Source organism: Bifidobacterium sp. UTCIF-39 (assembly GCF_006408715.1).
In the GTDB taxonomy this organism is placed as follows: domain Bacteria; phylum Actinomycetota; class Actinomycetes; order Actinomycetales; family Bifidobacteriaceae; genus Galliscardovia; species Galliscardovia tissieri.
Map to the genome: position 1 here is coordinate 39055 of NZ_JEOG01000001.1, position 19669 is coordinate 58723.

Consider the following 19669-nt stretch of genomic DNA (forward strand, 5'->3'; position numbering starts at 1 on the left):
TGAGACGACTTCGGGTCTTGTGCTTCGCTCCGGAAGTACCTCGGTCCCTGTGTCCCGCGCGGATCGCGGTGTACAGACGCCCGCTTCCGATGCCGGCATCGCCGGTGACTCCAGTAACGTCGATAACTCCAATACTGCCAATATTCCCGGTATCCCCGGTAGCTCCATTGCCCATGCATCCAAGACCGATGCGTCTAGGCTCCCGTCCATCGCCACCGCGCCGACACTGAGCAGCGGCGAAGCTTCAACCGCATGCCGTGTTGGCCGGTTGGCTCCGTCGCCTACCGGCCGCATGCATATCGGCAACGTGTACGCGGCGCTGGCCGCCTGGCTGAGCGTGCGAGCCGAGCGCCCGCATACCGCCGCAGACCCTAATCTCCCCAATCTCCCCAACCATTCCGGCATCCTCCGCCTGCGCATCGAGGACATCGACACCCCGCGCGTGCGCAAGGACGCCGACCGCTGGATCATGGACGACCTCCACTGGCTTGGTCTGGACTGGGACGGCGACCCCGTGTACCAGTCGGACCGCTTCGACCTGTACGATCAGGCGCTGCACGATCTATGCGACGCTGGACTCCTTTACCCCTGCTTCTGCTCGCGCGCGGAGATTCGCGCCGCGTCGGCACCGCAGGAGGGCGATGGATACGTGATCTACCCTGGCACCTGCGCCCGCTTGGATTCCAGCGAACGTGACCGGAGACTCGCGGAGGGACGCCGGCATTCCTGGCGCATTCACCTGCCGCAGGAACGGCTGGGCTTCGACGATGTGGTGTTTGGAGCTCAGGAATTCGATCTCGCCCGGCAGATCGGCGACACCGTGCTGCGCCGCTCCGACGGCCTGTACGCGTATCAGCTCGCCGTAGTGGTGGATGACCTGCTGATGGGTGTGAACGACGTGGTGCGTGGCCGTGATCTGCTGCGTTCCACCGCCTTGCAGCTGTGGATTCGCGACCGTCTGGCCGAGCGAGGCTGGCATCCGCAGCCGTCGATTGCCGCTGCAGCCTCAGTCGACGACGTGCATAACGTGCACAAATCTGGGGATAACCCCGCACCACTTCCCGCAATCCGGTTCGCACACCTGCCCCTGATCGACGACCCGAGCGGCAAGCGCCTAGCCAAACGCGACCGTGCGCTCGACCTCGGCGTGCTGCGCGAGGAAGGTGTGACCCCGGAATCGGTGATCGGCTACTGCGCATGGCTGCTTCGTCTGCGCAATACCCCCGAACCGATCAGTGCCCACGATCTGCTCAAAGACTTTTCCTGGGACCCGTTGCGCGCCGATCATACCGATCGCGCCTGCGATCCGACCGCGTTATTCGCCTGATCCGAACCCGCGAATTGCCGTATTCCCAATACGGGGGTACGCCAAAGACCGTGGCGGCGTTAGGATTATTGCGTTGTGCCACGTGGTTTGGCGATGTTGCGATTTCGTGTTGATGCCGATGCCGCCACGCCACTGACGCGAGGGGTTGCGAATGACTCGATCGAGGCGGACGGTGGAATCGGAACGCGGCTAACGTGAATCTATGGATGGGAGTCGGTATGTTCGGTGGTCGTTCCTCTCGACATGGGAAATCCGGTAGGGGACGGCATGCGGGTGCGGCAGCGCAGTCTGCTCGACTCGGTCAGGCCTCTCAACCCGCCCAGGTCGCCCGGACCGCTCGTTCCTCCCGGCATGCCCGCCCAACCCAGTCCTCCCAACCCACATCCGCAGCCCCGACCTCCACCGCTTCCTCGACTCTCTGGACCCCCACCCCGTTCGCCGAGGCAACCGACATCACCGACCTCGTAACCAATCAGCGTCGCCTGCGCCGCAACCTCATCATCATGCGCGTGATCACCGCGCTGCTGCTCATTGCCGCCGTATGCGTGGCCGGATTCCCCGTGGCCCTGCAATACCAGTCGTCCCAGCGTTTGGCGCAGACATCGAACAACGCCCAGAATCAGGTGGCGAACTGGCCGTACCCCAAGGCCGAAGAGGCGCTCAAAGCGGCCCGCGCCTACAACAAACGCCTCGCCGCATCCGGTCAGCCGGTGCTGGGCGAGGCCATCGACCCGTTCGCCGCTGCGGCCGGCGGCTCAAAGGCGAGCGACGAGGATTCCGCTTCGTCGAAAGACAAGGAATACCAGTCCCTGCTCGACTCCGGAAACGGCGTGATGGGCACGATCCGCATCCCCAAGGTGTCGATCGACCTGCCGATCTACCACGGCACTTCGGAGAAGGCGCTCGCGTCGGGTGCCGGCCACCTGTATGGTTCGAGCCTGCCCGTGGGCGGTGAATCCACGCATTCGGTGATTACCGGGCATCGCGGCCTGGTGGAGGCGATGATGTTCACTCGTCTGGACGAGATGAAGGAGGGGGACTTCTTCTACATCGAAGTGATGGGCGAGACGTTGGGATACAAGGTGGATCGCATCACCGTGATCGAACCGAACGACACTTCGCAGTTGAAGATCGTGCCGGGCGAGGACCGCGTGACGCTGATGACGTGCACGCCGTACGGCGTGAACACGCATCGTCTGCTCGTGTCCGGACATCGCGTGGCGATTCCTGTGCCGGCCCCCGACCCGAGTGACCTGCATGACGGCCGGACCGCGGGAATCGTGACCGGCGTGACCATACTCGCGGTGGGCTGGTTCGCAGTGGCGCTGCTGCGTCGATTGCGTCGCATGCCGTGGCGGTCCATGCACCACGCCGGTGAGTGGCCGCATCGCTGGTAGCACGCGATCGATTCGGCATCGATCGTCGATCATTGACGATGCGGCGACTGATTCTTGATTTACGATCCAGTGGACGTTCTGATCCAGTGGCGTCCTGACGGCTGCCCAATAGACGCTAATGGACGTCGTATGGCAAGATTCCTCATGCGTTGCATGGCATGTTCCGCCGTGAGTGCGGCCCCCGATTGTTGCGGTGAGATGAATTTTGGGGCTTTTCTGAGACTTTTCCCCAACTCGGGGGCACAGGTGTGAAGCACATTTTCCAAGCGGTCACCATCGTGCCAATGGGGGTACGACACGAAAACTGGTGGGCGTTAAAGGGGGGTCGTGGGGTAGGGGGCTTCCGTCTACAGTGCGGTTCTGTTGGCACTGTTATGCGGCGTGGACATGCGTAGGGGTGCGTGGCATTGCTGCAATCTCGCGCTCGGCAAAAGCGCAGGAAGAAGACATGACGAGAATGAAGAAGAACAAGAAGCCCGGAAGGGTAGGGGGAGCAGGCGCTCGCCTCGTGGCGGTGGCGTCCGCCGTGGCGATGTTCCTCGCCGTGGCAGTGGGCGGTTCCGCCATCGCCGCCACGCCGACCAACTCCGCATCGCCGTCCGAGATCACGAAGACGGCTGTTCCCAAGACTGTCGCGACGAACGATGGAGTGTCTCTGGGCGTTCCGCAACATACGAAGATCGTGAACGCGCCGGACAAGGATGGCAAGTACACCGTTTCCTTGAACGTGACCGGTGCCGTCGACAGCTCCACATCCACCACGTCCAAGCCGCTCGACATCGTGCTCGTGCTCGATGAGTCGGGCTCCATGGAGAACTCGATCAGTTACTCGGACAGGACCACCAAACAGCAGGCGTTGGTGACTGCGGTCGATTCCTTCCTTGATATGACGGCGAAAGCTAACGAGCAGTTGCCGGCGAACGCCGAGAAACATCAGGTGTCGTTGGTGAAGTTCGCCAGTGATAAGAGCGATCAAATAGGTAATGACACGAATTGGCGGGGGTACAACTACTCGCAGATCGTCAGTGGCTTCACCACCGATTTCAATGGTCTGAGGAATACCGTAGGTCAGTTGAAGCCCTCGGGTGCTACTCGTGCGGATTACGGTCTGCAGAAGGCCCAGGATGTGTTGCGTAACAAGCGTGCGGACGCGAAGCAGGTCGTCCTGTTCTTCACGGATGGCGTGCCGACCTCTCAGAGAGATTTTGATAATCAGGTCGCCAGTGATGCAATAACCGCGGCTAGGGAGATGAAGCAGGCCGGCACCGACATCTACAGCGTCGGTGTAGTGGATGGAGCCGATCCGGGCAATACCACCGATAAGAGCGTTAACTCGTTCCTGAATGCCGTGTCGAGCAACTATCCCAACGCAACATTGACTAAAGACAACTGGAATCGCTGGAACTGGAACCTCGGTCAGGGCGGCAATCAGGGCTATTATCAGTCCGCGTCCTCCGCTGAGGAACTGAAGAGCGTATTCGACAAGATTCAGCAGCAGATCACGACCACGGTGCTGTATCAGGGCGTCCGCATCGAAGATGCGCTGTCCAAGGACAATTGGGTGACGTTCACGGGCGCAAACAATGCTCCCGAATTCACCTACAGCAAGACCGTCAACGGCAAGACGACGGACTACACGCCAGACAATAAGGCCACGGTCGATGGCAACGGCAAGATCGTCTGGTATCCGGAAGGCCAGAACGGTCAGCTTGAAGCCGGCACCACTTACACGGTGAACTTCACGGTGAAGACAACCCAGAAGGCATACGATGCCGCAGCCGCTAACCACAAGGACGACTCCGCCGCGACTGGCAACAACAACTTCTACACGAACGACAACGACACCGCCAAGGTCTTCTACAAGACGGTGACGTCGGTCAACGGTCAGCCGACCGTGAGCGACGAGAACAACACGCCGTACAACAAGCCGCTGATCACGTTGCCGACCTCGACCATCATCGTGACCAAGACCTGGGCAGACGGCAACGAGCAGCACGGTTCGGATGCCGTAACCGTGCATCTGAAGCAGGACGGCAAGAACTACGGCGATGCAGTCACGCTGAACGCGGCCGATGAATGGAGGCACGACTTCACGGTTCCGGCCGGCCCCGATGGCCATCAGTACACAGTGACCGAACAGTCGGTGGACGGTTACGACTCCTCCGTGTCGGTGTCAGTGTCCACCGCGCCGTCCAGCGCCGACAACGGCGTGATCACGCTCAAGGGACTGGATGAGCAGAAGGGCGCCGCGGCCATCACTAACACCGCGTCGTCGGTGATGCTGCCTGCCGCCGATCTCAAGGTGACCAAGCAGGTCAAAGGCCATGCCGCGGCCAACGATTTCGGCTCCACCCTTGCTTGTGAAACGACGAACGACCAGAACGCCGGATCCTGCAAGAACGTGAGCGGACTGGACAGCAACGGCCAGTTGCGCGCGACCGTGTCTAAGGACGTGCTCGCTAAGTCCAATGACTCCGCGGAAGCGTCCTTCGGCACCACCAACCAGAATCTGAAGTTCAAGGTGCCGTCGGGCAGCGCGAACGAGGTCGTGTACACGTTCAAGATCACCGAAAACGGTGCCGACAATGCACCTGCCGGCTGGCAGTACGACACCGCCGAACACATCGTGACCGTGACCGTGGCCAAGAACGCCGATGGCAAGTGGGCCGCAACCGTCTCCGGTAACAATCCGAAGTTCGTAAACCGCTACGTGGCTGTGGCTGCGCTGCCGTTGACCGGTGGGACCACCGGTCGGGCGTGGATGGTGGCGGCTGGCGTGCTGCTGGCGCTGGCCGGTGGTGCGGGCTATGTGGCGTGGCGTCGTTGCATGACGGTCTGAACTGTCCCTGAAATCCAGAAAATTTGCGGTCGCGGAAGGTGTGAGTCTTCCGCCTCCGCGACCCATAACAAATATCAAGTAAAGGAAAGAGAGGGTTTTCTCATGAAGTTGAGGAAGCTTTTCGCGGGAGTCGCCGCAGCGGCGACCCTGCTTGGTGGCATGGCGTTCGGTGCCGCCACCGCCAGCGCGGCTGAAGTCGTCAACGACAACGCCACGTTCACGTTCACCGCTGAGAACGCCGAGCAGCTGACCGGCCGCAATGTCACCGCCTACAAGATCGGTGACTACGTGAAGTACGGTTCCGACGCGAACACCGCCTACGGTGTACAGACCGTCGCCGACAACGCCGAGGCCGTTAAGACCGCGCTCGAGGCCGCCGGACAGAAGAACGTCCAGCCCGATTACCTGGCCAACGCGCTCTCCGCCGGAGTCCTTGACGTCTCCGCCACCCGTCCATGGGCCGACGGCACTACCCGCAAGTTCGCCGACAACCTCGCCAAGGCTCAGCTCGCCGGCGGCCAGACCGTCAACCTGAGCGCCGCCACTAAGGTCAACGACGCCACCGGTGACGCCACCTACGCCGCCACCGTGAGCCTGCCGGCCGGCATCTACGTGTTCCTGGACAACACCGCCGCGACCGGTGAGATCACCAAGGCCGTGCCGATGATCGTCGCCTCCGGCACCGTCACCAAGGATGGCGTGCTGACCGAGCCGACCGCCGCCGCCACCGTGAACTTCAAGAACTCGAAGAACGAGGACAAGACCAAGACCGCCGACAAGACCAGCGTCTCCGTGGGCGGCTCCATCGAGTACACCCTGAAGGGCAAGGTCGCCAACCCGGCACCTGCCTCCTTCGTGTTCACCGATAAGCCGGGCAAGGGCCTGACCGTCGCCGCCAACACCAAGTTCACCGTGACCGCCGACGGCGAGGACGTTCCCGCCTCCGACTACACCGTCGCCGGCCTCGAGGCCGGCCTGCAGGGCGACGGTGCCAAGACCTTCACCATCACGCTGAACACCCCGGCCGCATACGCCGGTAAGACCATCGTGGTGAAGTACTCCGCCACCGTGAACGCCGATGCCGCCAACCAGGACGGCGTCGTCAACGAGCTGCTGGGCAACAACGACAAGTACACCCAGACCAAGGTCTCCCTGTACAAGTTCAGCTTCGACAAGAAGGACGCCGCTGGCAGCGCAGTCGAGGGCGCCAAATTCGAACTGTCCGTCGCCAAGGACCAGACCGGCAAGCTGCCGACCGTCGGCACCACCGCCACCTCCGGCGACAACGGCAAGGTGACCTTCTCCGGTCTCGCCGCCGGCACCTACACCGTGACCGAGACCAAGGCCGCCGACGGCTACCTGCAGTCCGCCAACAACAAGGTCGTCTTCACCGTGACCATCGCCGAGAACGGCGCCGTCACCTTCGACAAGACCATCACCTCCGATCCGTTCGGCCTGGTGACCCTGAATGAGAAGAAGACCACCGCCACCGTGACCAACGTGAAGAACGTCACCGAACTGCCGAAGACCGGTGCCGCCGGCATCGCCATGTTCGTGGCTCTGGGCGTGGTTCTGGCCGGTGCCGCCGCAACGGTGTACGCCAAGTCCCGTCGCACCAGCGCCGCGCTGCACGCCTGATCGCACGCTGCACGCCTGATCATGAACTGATCAGAACACTGGTGCGATAACCATCTCGAGGGGCTGGGGCTGAACTGATCGTTTGGCTCCGGCCCCTCCCATATCCAGCGACCATATCCATGGATATGCGTATGAACACCAGAGACGCATCCTTGGATCCTTTGACAATACTGACATATCCATTTGGCGGCACGATCGTCAACTCTCCGTCCCCGATTCCCACCTCCCGTCTGCCGACCGGTTTCGCGCTAGGGGAGGATGTCGAGAATGGGGTCGGGGGGGGGGTATATTTAAAGATCTCGATAACATATGGGACGGCGCAGTGAGGCCGTGCCCACATGCCTTTCTTTTCTGACGCGGACCAGCCGTGTCGACATCGCTCCCCGGCGCATGCCCGCGTCCATTTCAACACCGTCATCAGTGACGGATCGGTGCGCGTGGGCGTTTTTTCGTGGCACTGAAGCCGCTGCTGAGACAAACCACGAAGGGGAAACTCATGAGAACCGGGGAATTCACCCAGGAGGAAATCACCTATCTGCGGTCATTACGGGCTGTGGCGCGTGTGTCGAACGGTCGCATCCGCTACACCGAGGAATTCAAACGCGAATGCATGCGCCGGTACGCGGCGGGTGAGTCGCCGGCCCGTATCTTCCGCGATGCCGGACTCGATTCGGCACTGATCGGATACAAGCGCATCGAACGTTGCATCTCGCGCTGGCGCGGCATCGAAGCCGAGGCGGATAACACGTCGCCGAACAAGAGCGGTGTCAATGGTGTCAATGGCGGCAATGGTACCGCCGACGGCCACCATGACCAATCCGACGACGACTATGACAACGAAGCATTCTCGCCACGTCTCGTCGTGCGTTCTGGACGTCGCGATCTGCGCGATCTGCTGATCGCACAACAGGTGCGTCGCATCGCCGAACTCGAGCGTGAGGTGACCGAGCTCAAGGCCGAAGTGGAGGTCACCATCGATCACGGCGATTCCGCAGAGGATGCGGACGGCGTGGTCGGTGCGTTTGGCGAGAATGGCGTGGTCAGCGAGATCGGTGAAACCACGAATCGAATTTCTCGGGGGGGGGGCTTCGATGGGCGATCGCAATCGGCATTCTATCGATGCCGCTGCGTAACCTGTTTGGCGACGTTCCGTTGCCGGTCGTTGTGCATCCGTCGGTATGCGTCCGGAGTCGGTCGGCCTCGGGCCCAGACGGTTCCCGTATCCGTCCGACGTCCGAAATCGGTCGGATCCGCGAGCGCGGCACGATATACAGCGGTGTCGCAAAGCGTACTAGCATAGCGTGCAGTGGTTCCGCCGCCTGTGCGCGATCGTGAATGATTGTGAATGATCGTGAAATTCAGGCTCGGAACGGTTTGCGTGGCATACGGAAGGGAAACGGACGACGATGGTCGCATACATGGATCACAAGGATCTGGCCAATGATACGATCGATGATGCACGACGACAGGAGATCGTCGACGGTGTGCATCGCGTGCTCGATGGCATCGCCGCCGCGGAGTCCGATGCTGGACACGCAGCCGGTTCCGTGCGACTGCTCGCCGCCACCAAGACGCGTGACGTCGGTGAGATCATGGCTGCGATCGATGCCGGCGTGCGCATGATCGGCGAAAACCGCCCGCAGGAGATCGAGGTCAAGGCTCCCGGACTGGTACGGCAGTGCGCCGTCCGCGGATTCGCGCTCGGCGAGGCGGCAAACGACGGCACCGATGATGCGCAGGCCGCTGCCGCCGCGGTGGCGAATGCTGGGGCGGCTGACGCCGCTTCGGGATCCACTGCTTCGGTTCCTGCCGCGCTCGCCCCGTTGCCGTTCCATCTGATCGGCCAGCTGCAGTCCAACAAGATCAACAAGGTGTTGCCTCACGTCACCACCATCGAATCCGTGGACAATCTCGCCCTTGCGCAGAAGATCGCCAAGCGTGCCGAGGCTCGTGGACTCACCGTGGGAGTGCTGCTTGAGGTCAACGAATCCGGCGAGGAGAGCAAATCCGGATGCGAGCCGGCCGAGGCCGCCGATCTTGCCGCGCAGATCGCCGAACTCAAGGGACTGCATCTCGAAGGTCTAATGACGATCGGCGCGCATGTGCCCGACGAGGCCGTGATCCGCCGTGGATTTGCCCATCTGCGCGAAACGCGTGACGCGTTGCTGGCATCCGGCGTCCCGGTGCTCGCCGACTGCCGTGAGCTGTCGATGGGCATGACGCACGACATGGCGATCGCCATCAGTGAGGGGTCCACCATCGTGCGCGTGGGTACTGCCATCTTCGGCGAGCGCGCGTTCATCTGACGGTTGTGGTGGTTTGACGGTTTGGCGGCCTGACGGTTTGGCGGGCTGACTGTCTGCCTGGCTATCTGGTTGCCTGACGGTCTGTCCTACTGCTGTAGTTCCGCGTTGAGGACCGGGCCGTCATGCTCGGATCCCGGACGCGCTGTCCGTATCCGTCGCATGCCGTCGTATGTCATCGTTCCGATACATGGATTCGCTGTCCATGATTCGACGGATGTTTTCGCTTGCCGTACCGGTACGATTTCGGGACGTGACACGCCGTCAAACGGGTGTAATACGTACGTCTTGAACGGATTAAAGGAGTAGGGAAACATCGTATTGCAGACCCCGACGGACACCTTCTGTTCCGGTCATCGATGCGGATGATCGATATGCGAATTCCGCAAAAACACGACGGTAATATACATTTTTTCCATCGTTTGTCGTTTTTTATGCAAAACGGGGGTATAACTGACAATTAAGGAATCGTCTGTGTGTGGTATGTATCGGATGAATTCCCGATGGATGCTGCCGAATGAGACGTGCAGTGGTAGCTAATACGGTAGCGGATGAATTGGCAGGATGCCGGCCCTTGCCGCTTTTGCGGTGGGGGGGGGGGTGATGTTGTCGCAGGGGAAGTTGTTGGTCCCCATATCGAACAGGAGGGGCGTGATGGAACGTAAGAAGTTCACGCGCAAGCAAGCGGCGTATCTGCGTTCGCTGCCGGCCGTGGAACGAGTGGTTGATGGTCGTGTCACCTACTCCGAATCGTTCAAACGCCATTGCATGCGGAGGTACGCTGCGGGTGAGTCCCCCGCGGTGATCTTCCGCGAGGCCGGGCTCGACTCCAGCGTGATCGGATACAAGCGCATCGAACGATGCATTGCACGCTGGCGCAAGACCGTCATGCCGTCCATGAAGGAGTCCGGCGAGCTCACTCCGGAAACCATCGCCGAAGAGGCGTCCGGCGTGGTGAATCCTGAATCCGAGCCGTTCCGCATGTCGTATGAGAAACTGCTGGAGCGGCAGATCAATCGCATCGACGAGCTCGAACATGAACTGAGCTCCCTGCGTCGTCAGCTCATCCGTCAGCAGAAGCAGATGTTCGCCGAGTTCGATCGGGATGCGCATGAACGTGGGGACGCATCGATGGGGCAGTTCCGTGGGGATGATGGAGATGATGCTGAAATCGCTGATAGGGGTTCGGCTCCAGCGGCATCGGGTGCCATGCGTTCGTCTGCGTTGTCACTCTCAGGATCGGCAGAAGCATCTGCCTCCTCGTCGATCTCGCCGTTGGGTTCCCGTTCGATGCCGCTCGACTCGATCATCTTCTCCGCTTGACGGCGTAACCGTCAACGGCGGCATACACTGGACTCATGAGAATCGCACGTTTTTCCCTCAATGACAAGGTCCGCTACGCATTCGTGCAGACCGACCAGAACGACGGCAAGGACTACCTGGTGGCCCTCGACGGATTCCCGCTCGGCCCCCAGGAGGTCAAGCCCACCGGCGAACGCTACGCCGTGGATTCCGACGGCATCCGTCTGCTTGCCCCCGTCATCCCGTCCAAGGTGTTCGGCCTGGCCAAGAACTATCAGGCGCACACCGAATTCATGGCCAACAAGGGCCTGTCCGACATCAAGGTTGCTCCCGAGGAGATGGTGATCTTCACCAAGCCGTCCACCTCCGTGATCGGTCCCGACGATCCGATCGTGATCCCCAGCTTCTCCAACGATATGAACTACGAGCCCGAAGTGGCCGTGGTCATCGGCCGCATCGCCAAGAACGTGCCCGTCGAAAAGGCCATGGACTACGTGCTCGGCTACACCTGCGTGAACGACGTGACGCTGCGCGACGTGCAGGGCTTCGACCCCATGTGGACCCGCGCCAAGGGCTTCGACACCTCCTGCCCGCTCGGACCGTGGATCCAGACCGATCTCGACTGGTCCGACACGCACATCGGATTCAGCCTCAACGGAGAAGTGGTTCCGGAAGCCGCCGGAACCACCGCCGGGCTGATCCACTCCATCCCCGCCCAGATCGCGGCGATCTCCCAGTTCTCCACGCTGCTGCCCGGCGACGTGATCCTCACGGGTACGCCCAACGCGTCCGGCACGCTGCGTCCCGGCGACGAGGCCATCGTGCACGTCGAGGGCATCGGCGATCTGCGCAACGTGGTGGTTCGCGGCTAGGAGGCTGAAGGTGCCTGAGGCGCCGCGTGAGGTGCTTGATGCACCGCGAGGTACTGAAGGTATTGATGACTGTCTGACGGTGCCTATCTTCGAGTTCTGTGCGGATTCGGCACTGGTGCGGACATCAATCGTCGAGTTCTGTGCGTTCCGAATGGAGAATCACGAGTATGAGGATTGGAATTCCAAGGCTTGTACTTCGCGAATCCGACCTAGAGCGCACAGAACTCGAAGATAGGTGTCCGCAAGGCCTGACAATCCGCACAGAACTCGCAGATAGTGGCGCATCGGTGTCGTAGACGGGCCCGGGATGAGCGCGAGAACGCTGGTTCAGCGTTCTTTCAGCTTTCATGGCAACCTTTACAAGCGTTTTGTTCAGTAATGCGGAGGCGGATCGACCGGTTCTTCAAGAAAACGGCGGTTAACTAAGAAATGTCAGCGGATGATACCGATGACGACCACCGATCGGGGTGATCAACCTCACACAGCCTCCCGATCCGTGATCCTAACTGAATACGCATAACTTCAACCTCATAATTGAACCTTCTTCCTCTCTTCCTCTTCGCCCCGGCGGTCTTCTTCCTCCCGCCGGGGTTTCCTTGTATCCAGTTATCGTTTTCATTGCCTGGTATTCATGTATTCACGCGTCCTAGGCGGGCAGAGGGGAGTGTTGTCCTCGTGTCCTCGTGTGCCGTCGGCGTGCTGGCGGTTGGTTTGGGTGCCTCGGCTGCCCTTTTCCGGCTTTCGAAAAACCCGGCCTGCAAAGTCAAGCGCCTCGGCGCATTGATGCCCGAATCGGTGATCACAACCCGACACGTCAAACCGGAGAACGCCTTCCCCTGAATGTAAGGCACACTGTTCCTTACTGAACCGTGCATGTGCATTCATCGTGGAAACCACGACTGTACGGACCTGCCACAATGCCGGACGATCGTTGGGATATCGCCGTCCCGCGGGATTCCACGGCCGCGACATGTCGCCATCTTCGCCATATAATCGTTACGCTTCACGCCAATGTGTGGCAAACCGGACTGAACTTGGATCGGCTCGAATCGCGGTCGCCACCAGTCCGGGGGCATTAGGCGTACGGGAATCGGATCCTCCATATCGTTCTCTGTCCTGTTCCCGTAGGCATTCCCAGAGAACGATATCTGAGGAAGAACTAGGGAATCATCATGACGAATCGTTTCATGGAACGCTTTGGCGGCATGCTGCGCAAGGGCGTGGCCGTGGTCGCCGCACTCGGACTCGCAGGCACGCTCGCCGCATGCGGATCGTCCAACGACGCCAGCGGCAACAGCAGCAGCGCCAGCGGACTGAAGAAAGTGACCTTCATGCTCTCCTGGGCGCCCGACACCAACCACATCGGTGTGTATGTGGCCAAGAACAAGGGCTACTTCAAGGACGCCGGACTCGACGTCGACATCGTGGCCGTGGCGCAGGCCGGCGCCGAACAGGCCGTGAACAACGGCACCGCAGACTTCGCGCTGTCGAACATGACCAACACCGCCGACTACAGCCTCAAGGGCGCCAAGATCAAGCAGGTCATGCAGGTCCAGCAGAAACCCAGCGCCATCTGGTGCGCGCTCGCCAGCAACACCGAGATCAAGTCCCCCAAGGATCTTGACGGCAAGACCTTCGCCACGTTCGGCTCCAACGAATCCGACGCCGTGGTGCGCCGCATGATCCAGTTCGACGGCGGCAAGGGCGAGTTCGACAAGGTGACCGCCGGCACCAACACGTTCCAGACGCTCAGCTCGGGCAAGGCCGATTTCGGCGGCTTCTACGCCACCTGGGAGGGTGTGCAGGCCGACATGTACGGTCCGAAGCTCAACTGCTTCACCGAGCCCGACTACGGCGTGCCCGGCAACGCCGACTCCATCGGCATCATCACCAGCGACAAGACCATCCAGAACGATCCCGAACTGGTGAAGAAGTTCGTGCAGGCTTCGCAGAAGGGCTACGAGTACGCGTACGAGAACCCGGACGACGCCGCGAAGATCCTCGTCACGGAGGCGCCCGACGCCAACCTCAAGGAGGACTTCGTCAAGAAGAGCATGCAGGTGATCGTCGACGGCCAGTACTGGGGTGATCCGGCCAAGATCAAGTCCGGTGAGTTCGTGCTCGGCACCAACGATTTCGTGGAGACACAGAAGTACTTCGACTTCCTCGCCGAGGCCCACACCTACACCGACAGCAACGGCAACACGGTCGACACCACGCCGCAGGCCAAGGACGTGGCGACGAACGACTTCCTGGGTAAGTAGTCACGGCTCGCGGGCTCGCGGCGTGCGGTCGGCTCCGGTCGCGCGTCACACGGTCCGGCTTGCATCACATGGTCCGGGCGGTCCACGTGATACCGTTTTAAAAACGTTGAAATTGCAACGTTTCTAGGCGTGTGTCACGTGGGCCGCCCGGACCATGTGACGTTGTAGGGGCATAAGGAGGAATGACATGGCGGATGGACTCGGGGGCGACGCGGGTAGCGGTACGACACGCATCGTGCTGGATGTGGACACCGGTATCGATGACACGCTGGCGATCGCGTATCTGTTGGGCTCTCCGAACGTGGACCTGCTCGGCGTGATCGGCGTGTATGGCAACGTGACCGCCGAGACCGCCGTGCGGAACACCCGCGATGTGCTGCGACTGTTCGGTCGGCCCGATGTGCCGGTATTGCATGGCATGCCGCGTCCGTCGTGGGCCGACTGCTTCGAGGTGGACGAGGGGTGCGCCCGATTCCATGGTGGCAATGGCCTAGGTAATGTGAACCCCGCGGAGTATGCGGATCGTGATGGAAGTGGTGTTGACGCCGGTGCCGATGCCGGTGTAGCTGGTACGGGGGGCGTCCTCGGCGGAGATGCCGGTATTGGTGTCGGTCCAGATGAAGATGCCGATGCCGACGATGTCGTAAACGGCGGCGTTGACGGCGCCCATGGGGCGAACCTTGCCAGTGTGATTGCTGAAGCTGAAGTCTGCGATTCGTTTGCGGCCATCAAGGGAGATACCGTCACTCCCGATACCGACGGTGCTGTCGTCGATACCGATGCCGCCGCTGAAGCTCATACCTTTGCCGCGTCCGGCCGGGTGAAGTCGGTCGGTGGGTATCGTGCCGATGCCGAGGCGGATCTGGAGGAGGTCGTTGCCGCCGAGCGGGCCGTGCGCAGGGCCGAATCCGAAGGCGTGAGATTCATCATCGACGCCGTGCGCCGATATGGTCGCGATGTAATCGTCCTCGCCACCGGTCCGCTGACCGATGTGGCCGCCGCGATCGACGCCGCCCCGTACATCGTCGACCATCTCCGTGTGGTGATGATGGGCGGCACGCTCACCCAGGAAGGCAACTGCTACGACCTGGTGTGCGAGACGAACATCATCCAGGACCCGGAGGCGGCGAACCGCGTGTTCCGCTCCGGCGCCGATGTGACGATGGTCGGTCTCGACGTGACCCATCAGTGCCTGCTCACCCGCGCCGATGCGCAGTCCTGGCGCGATACCGGCACGGCCCGTGGCCGGTTCCTCGCCGACATGGTGGAGTTCTATATCAATGCGAACGAGGATGCCGATCCCATGTTCCTCGCCGGCAGTCCGCTGCATGATCCGCTGGCGGCGGCCGTGGCGCTCGACCCCTCGCTGGTCAGCTGCTTCGACGTCAACATGATGGTGGAGACTCGCACCGGTGACGGCTACGGCTTCCGCGGCCGTACGATCGGCGATCCGACCCGTCTGCGCACTCCGCGCAAAACCGCGCATGTGGCGCTCGGCGTGGACGCGGATCGCTTCGTGTCGCAATTCCGCGACCGCATGGCCTCGCTCTGCCGCTGAACGACTCGCGACGCGGTCGCCGTACGTGTCCGTCCGCGATTCACACACCGGGGAGAAGGGCGTGCGCCACGGTCATGGCGATCAGACCGATCACGGCGGTGACAGTGAGCGAGAATCCGGCGAGCTTGGCGTTGCCGGTGAGCGAATCGGTGAACTTGGTCGAGAAGATCGTGATCGGGGAGAACGCGGCCAGCACCAGAATCTCGCGGATGCGCATGTCGAACGGCATGATGTACCAGGCCGCCAGCGCGATCACCGCGCTGAACGCCGCACGCCACACGATCACCTTGAGCAGTTCGACGCGATCCTTGCGCTCGGCCGGAATCTCCATCATCAGCCCGATCATGGCCATGGACATGAACGCATTGGCGTTGGCGAACGGCGTGATGAGCGTGACGACCGGCTCGGGGATGGTGATGTGCGCGAACATGAACACCAGCATGAGCATGTAGATGTCGAACGATATCGATCCGAGGAAGTCGTGAGCGATGCCGCGCAGCCGCAGCGAAAGCGGCAGCGCCTTGAAGTTCCCGTCCATGTGCAGCAGCGTGCGGGTGATGGTCAGCGCGCCCGCCGTGGCCACCATGGCGTTGCCGATATCCATCATGATCACGGGCAGACCGGCGGACGGCCCCATGAACGTCTGGATGACCGGCAGGCAGAACGCGCCGAGATTGAGGCCGCTGGCGTTGAGCATCTGGAACGCGCGGTAAGGCTTTTCGTCGCCGTGCGATCCGAAGTACACGATGAAGAGTGGCACAAGACAGCATATGAATCCGAACAGCACGATCCACAGCATGTGCATGTCGTGCTTGTTGGTGGCGAAGGAGAGGATGATGGCGCATGGCAGCGTCATGTTGAAGACGAGTCCCTGCGCCACCTTGTAGTCGCGCGGGCCGAAGACGTGCAGATGCTTGAGTGCGTAGGCGCCGACGATGACCAGCAGCAGCGCTCCCGATTTGAAGATCATGATGACTTCTGACTTTGTTCCTGATGTTCTTGTTCGCTCGGATACGAGTGACGGTATTCCGACTATTCCGTATGGTCCGTATGCCCGTGGTGTCCGTATTGCCTTTCCTGCGTCAGATTCCCCGACGGCGTGACCGGCATGACGGAAGATGCGACGAGCTCGAGTATAGGAATCGCGTGTTGCGCTCGCCTTCCGGGGCCGGATGGTGGAATGAAATCACTGTTTTTAAAAACTTGAGTCGGCGTGGCTCAAGTTTTGGGAATAATATGAATGCGGCACCGGTTGTTCGTATCAGACAACGACTTCAACCGAAGGCGACGCCCGGTGCGCCGCCAACATGATTACGGAGGGAACATCATGGAACAGAACTTCACAAGGATGGCGCAGGAGGCCATCGGAGATGCCATTCAGAGCGCTTCTGCAGCCGGCAATGCGCAGGTGGAGACCCTGCACCTGCTTGACGCGCTGCTGCGTCAGCAGAACGGCGTGGTGCCCGGACTCGTGCAGGCCGCCGGCGGCGACGTGCAGACGATCGGTGCCGCGACTCGCAACGCGCTGGTGAAACTGCCGAGCGCAAGCGGCTCGAGCACCTCGCAGCCGCAGGCCAGCCGTCAGCTGACCACGGCGATCGCCCAGGCCGAAAAGGAAATGAAGGAGATGGGCGACGAATACGTGTCGACCGAGCACCTGCTCATCGGCATCGCCGCATCCGCTCCGAACGAATCCGCTGAGATCCTGAAGAACGCCGGTGTGACGCCCGAGGCGCTGCGCAAGGCCGTGCCGTCGATCCGCGGCGGCCGCAAGGTCGACAGCCCGGATGCCGAAGGCAGCTACAAGGCGCTGGAGAAGTACTCCACCGACCTGACCGCCCGCGCCAAGGACGGCAAGCTCGACCCGGTGATCGGGCGTGATCAGGAGATCCGCCGTGTGATCCAGATCCTGAGCCGTCGTACCAAGAACAACCCGGTGCTGATCGGCGAGCCCGGCGTCGGCAAGACCGCCGTCGTCGAAGGACTGGCCCAGCGCATCGTGGCAGGTGACGTGCCCACCACGCTGCAGAACAAGAAGCTCATCAGCCTCGACATGGGCTCGATGGTGGCCGGCAGCAAGTACCGTGGCGAATTCGAGGAACGCCTGAAGGCAGTGCTCGACGAGATCAAGAACGCCGACGGTCAGATCATCACGTTCATCGACGAGATCCACACGATCGTGGGTGCCGGCGCGGCCGAAGGCTCCATGGACGCGGGCAACATGCTCAAGCCTATGCTGGCCCGTGGCGAGCTTCGCCTGATCGGCGCGACCACGCTCGACGAATACCGCGAGAACATCGAGAAGGACCCCGCTCTGGAGCGCAGGTTCCAGCAGGTGTACGTGGGCGAACCCAGCGTGGAGGACACGGTGGCGATCCTTCGTGGCCTCAAGCAGCGCTACGAGGCGCACCACAAGGTGACGATCGGTGACGACGCGCTCGTGGCCGCCGCCACATTGTCGAACCGCTACATCTCCGGACGTCAGCTCCCCGACAAGGCCATCGATCTGGTGGATGAGGCGGCTGCGCACCTGCGCATGGAGCTCGACTCGCAGCCCGAGGAGATCGATGAGCTGCAGCGCAAGGTCACGCGTCTCGAAATGGAGGAGATGCAGCTCAAGAAGGCTGAGGACCCCGCGTCCAAGGAGCGCCTGGGCAAGCTGCAGGCCGATCTGGCCGACACCCGCGAGAAGCTGAGCGGACTCAAGGCCCGTTGGGATGCGGAGAAGGCCGGTCACAACAAGGTCGGTGATCTGCGCGCCCGGCTCGACGCCAAGCGCGTGGAGGCCGACAAGTTCACCCGCGAGGGCAACCTCGCCGAGGCGAGCCGCATCCTGTACGGCGAGATCCCTGCGATCCAGAAGCAGCTGTCCGCCGCCGAGAAGGCCGACGCCGAAGACACCGAGGCCGGCGACAACAAGCCCGAGCCGATGGTCCCCGACCATGTGGACGCCGACTCCGTGGCCGAAATCGTCGCCGACTGGACCGGCATCCCCGTCGGCCGCCTGATGCAGGGCGAGAACGAGAAGCTCCTCCACATGGAGGACTACCTCGGCAAGCGCGTGATCGGCCAGAAGGAAGCCATTCAGGCCGTGTCCGACGCCGTGCGCCGCTCGCGTGCCGGAATCAGCGACCCGAACCGCCCGACCGGCTCGTTCCTGTTCCTCGGCCCCACCGGCGTGGGCAAGACCGAGCTTGCCAAGGCGCTCGCCGACTTCCTGTTCGACGATGAGAAGGCCATGGTCCGCATCGACATGTCCGAGTACATGGAGAAGGCGTCCGTGAGCCGTCTGATCGGCGCGGCCCCGGGTTACGTGGGCTATGAGGAGGGCGGTCAGCTGACCGAGGCCGTGCGTCGTCGTCCGTACTCGGTGGTGCTGTTCGATGAGGTCGAGAAGGCCAACCCCGAAGTGTTCGACGTGCTGCTGCAGGTGCTCGACGACGGTCGTCTGACCGACGGTCAGGGCAGGACCGTGGACTTCAAGAACACGATCCTGATCATGACGTCGAACCTCGGCTCGCAGTTCCTGGTGTCGCAGGATCTCGACGAGGACGCCAAGCGCAAGGCCGTGATGGACGCCGTGCACGCGAACTTCAAGCCGGAGTTCGTGAACCGTCTCGATGAGCTGGTGATCTTCCATCCGCTCACCCGCGACGAGCTCGGCGGCATCGTGGACATTCAGGTCAAGCAGGTGGCGTCGCGCCTGACCGACCGCAGGATCACGCTCGACGTGACCGACGCCGCCCGCGAGTGGCTGGCCGATACCGGCTACGATCCGGCGTACGGTGCCCGTCCGCTGCGTCGTCTGGTGCAGACCGAGGTCGGCGACCAGCTGGCCCGTATGCTGCTCGGCGGCAAGGTGCACGATGGCGACACCGTGCTGGTGGACCAGACCGGCGGTGAGCACCTTGAGCTCACGGCCATGCCGGAGGATCCGCTGGCCGGCCATGCCGAGGACGACCCCGACGTGAGCGTCGACCACATCGAGGCCGACTGATTCGGTCCGGACGCGTTCCGTAGCCGTCCGCAACGGTTCCGTCTCATGCGCATATAGGCGATGGGCCGGGTTTCCCGTAGAGGGGCCCGGCCCATCGTCGTTTCCGAGGGTTCTCGAATCGACATGACCGCATGAGAGCGATCACGTCATAAGGGGGTATCATTATGTGCTA

General features: G+C 61.9%; 12 protein-coding genes. 11 read left to right on the forward strand and 1 reads right to left on the reverse strand.

Going from position 1 to position 19669, the window contains the following annotated elements; translation table 11 throughout:
• Positions 1-226 precede the first annotated feature (226 nt).
• The 10 genes from EP30_RS00170 (at position 227) to EP30_RS00215 (ending at position 15500) form a co-directional block, all read left to right on the forward strand.
• Positions 227-1327, forward strand: a complete 1101-nt coding sequence (locus EP30_RS00170) for a glutamyl-Q tRNA(Asp) synthetase (RefSeq protein ID WP_258185287.1) — start codon at positions 227-229, stop codon at positions 1325-1327.
• Between the two features lie 218 nt (positions 1328-1545).
• The gene (locus EP30_RS00175; RefSeq protein ID WP_094662131.1) at positions 1546-2724 is read left to right on the forward strand and encodes a class C sortase; all 1179 of its coding nucleotides are present in this window, start codon (positions 1546-1548) and stop codon (positions 2722-2724) included.
• Positions 2725-3172: 448 nt separating this feature from the next.
• Entirely contained in the window at positions 3173-5563 is a 2391-nt protein-coding gene (locus EP30_RS00180) for a Cna B-type domain-containing protein (protein ID WP_140555107.1), read from the forward strand.
• Between the two features lie 102 nt (positions 5564-5665).
• Positions 5666-7201, forward strand: coding sequence for a SpaA isopeptide-forming pilin-related protein (locus EP30_RS00185; RefSeq protein ID WP_140555110.1), 1536 nt, complete (start codon positions 5666-5668; stop codon positions 7199-7201).
• 496 nt (positions 7202-7697) lie between these two features.
• Positions 7698-8501, forward strand: a complete 804-nt coding sequence (locus EP30_RS10805; RefSeq protein ID WP_181160713.1) for an HTH domain-containing protein — start codon at positions 7698-7700, stop codon at positions 8499-8501.
• Positions 8502-8607: 106 nt separating this feature from the next.
• Positions 8608-9507 carry a YggS family pyridoxal phosphate-dependent enzyme gene (locus tag EP30_RS00195; RefSeq protein WP_140555112.1) on the forward strand — a complete coding sequence of 300 codons (900 nt, stop codon included), beginning with the start codon at positions 8608-8610 and terminating at the stop codon, positions 9505-9507.
• 651 nt (positions 9508-10158) lie between these two features.
• The gene (locus tag EP30_RS10810; protein ID WP_181160714.1) at positions 10159-10827 is read left to right on the forward strand and encodes an HTH domain-containing protein; all 669 of its coding nucleotides are present in this window, start codon (positions 10159-10161) and stop codon (positions 10825-10827) included.
• A gap of 35 nt (positions 10828-10862) precedes the next feature.
• Entirely contained in the window at positions 10863-11678 is an 816-nt protein-coding gene (locus EP30_RS00205; RefSeq protein ID WP_140555114.1) for a fumarylacetoacetate hydrolase family protein, read from the forward strand.
• 1205 nt (positions 11679-12883) lie between these two features.
• Positions 12884-13942, forward strand: a complete 1059-nt coding sequence (locus EP30_RS00210; protein ID WP_375137723.1) for an ABC transporter substrate-binding protein — start codon at positions 12884-12886, stop codon at positions 13940-13942.
• Positions 13943-14129: 187 nt separating this feature from the next.
• Complete coding sequence (locus tag EP30_RS00215) at positions 14130-15500, forward strand: nucleoside hydrolase (RefSeq protein ID WP_140555116.1); 1371 nt, start codon at positions 14130-14132, stop codon at positions 15498-15500.
• A gap of 40 nt (positions 15501-15540) precedes the next feature.
• Here EP30_RS00215 and EP30_RS00220 read toward each other — a convergent pair whose 3' ends face one another.
• On the reverse strand, positions 15541-16470 hold the full coding sequence (locus EP30_RS00220; protein ID WP_140555118.1) for an AEC family transporter: 930 nt from the start codon (positions 16468-16470) through the stop codon (positions 15541-15543).
• Positions 16471-16827: 357 nt separating this feature from the next.
• Between EP30_RS00220 and clpB the strand changes: the two genes are divergently transcribed.
• Positions 16828-19497 (forward strand): ATP-dependent chaperone ClpB, encoded by a 2670-nt coding sequence (gene clpB / locus EP30_RS00225; RefSeq protein ID WP_140555121.1) that lies wholly within the window; start codon positions 16828-16830, stop codon positions 19495-19497.
• The last annotated feature ends 172 nt before the right edge of the window (positions 19498-19669 follow it).

Bases quoted from the DNA above. Each gene is read 5' to 3' on its own strand.
- EP30_RS00195 (WP_140555112.1), top strand. From the start codon at position 8,608: ATGGTCGCATACATGGATCACAAGGATCTGGCCAATGATACGATCGAT.
- EP30_RS00210 (WP_375137723.1), top strand. From the start codon at position 12,884: ATGCTGCGCAAGGGCGTGGCCGTGGTCGCCGCACTCGGACTCGCAGGC.
- EP30_RS00215 (WP_140555116.1), top strand. From the start codon at position 14,130: ATGGCGGATGGACTCGGGGGCGACGCGGGTAGCGGTACGACACGCATC.
- EP30_RS00175 (WP_094662131.1), top strand. From the start codon at position 1,546: ATGTTCGGTGGTCGTTCCTCTCGACATGGGAAATCCGGTAGGGGACGG.
- EP30_RS00185 (WP_140555110.1), top strand. From the start codon at position 5,666: ATGAAGTTGAGGAAGCTTTTCGCGGGAGTCGCCGCAGCGGCGACCCTG.
- EP30_RS00205 (WP_140555114.1), top strand. From the start codon at position 10,863: ATGAGAATCGCACGTTTTTCCCTCAATGACAAGGTCCGCTACGCATTC.
- clpB (WP_140555121.1), top strand. From the start codon at position 16,828: ATGGAACAGAACTTCACAAGGATGGCGCAGGAGGCCATCGGAGATGCC.
- EP30_RS10810 (WP_181160714.1), top strand. From the start codon at position 10,159: ATGGAACGTAAGAAGTTCACGCGCAAGCAAGCGGCGTATCTGCGTTCG.
- EP30_RS10805 (WP_181160713.1), top strand. From the start codon at position 7,698: ATGAGAACCGGGGAATTCACCCAGGAGGAAATCACCTATCTGCGGTCA.
- EP30_RS00180 (WP_140555107.1), top strand. From the start codon at position 3,173: ATGACGAGAATGAAGAAGAACAAGAAGCCCGGAAGGGTAGGGGGAGCA.
- EP30_RS00220 (WP_140555118.1), bottom strand. From the start codon at position 16,470: ATGATCTTCAAATCGGGAGCGCTGCTGCTGGTCATCGTCGGCGCCTAC.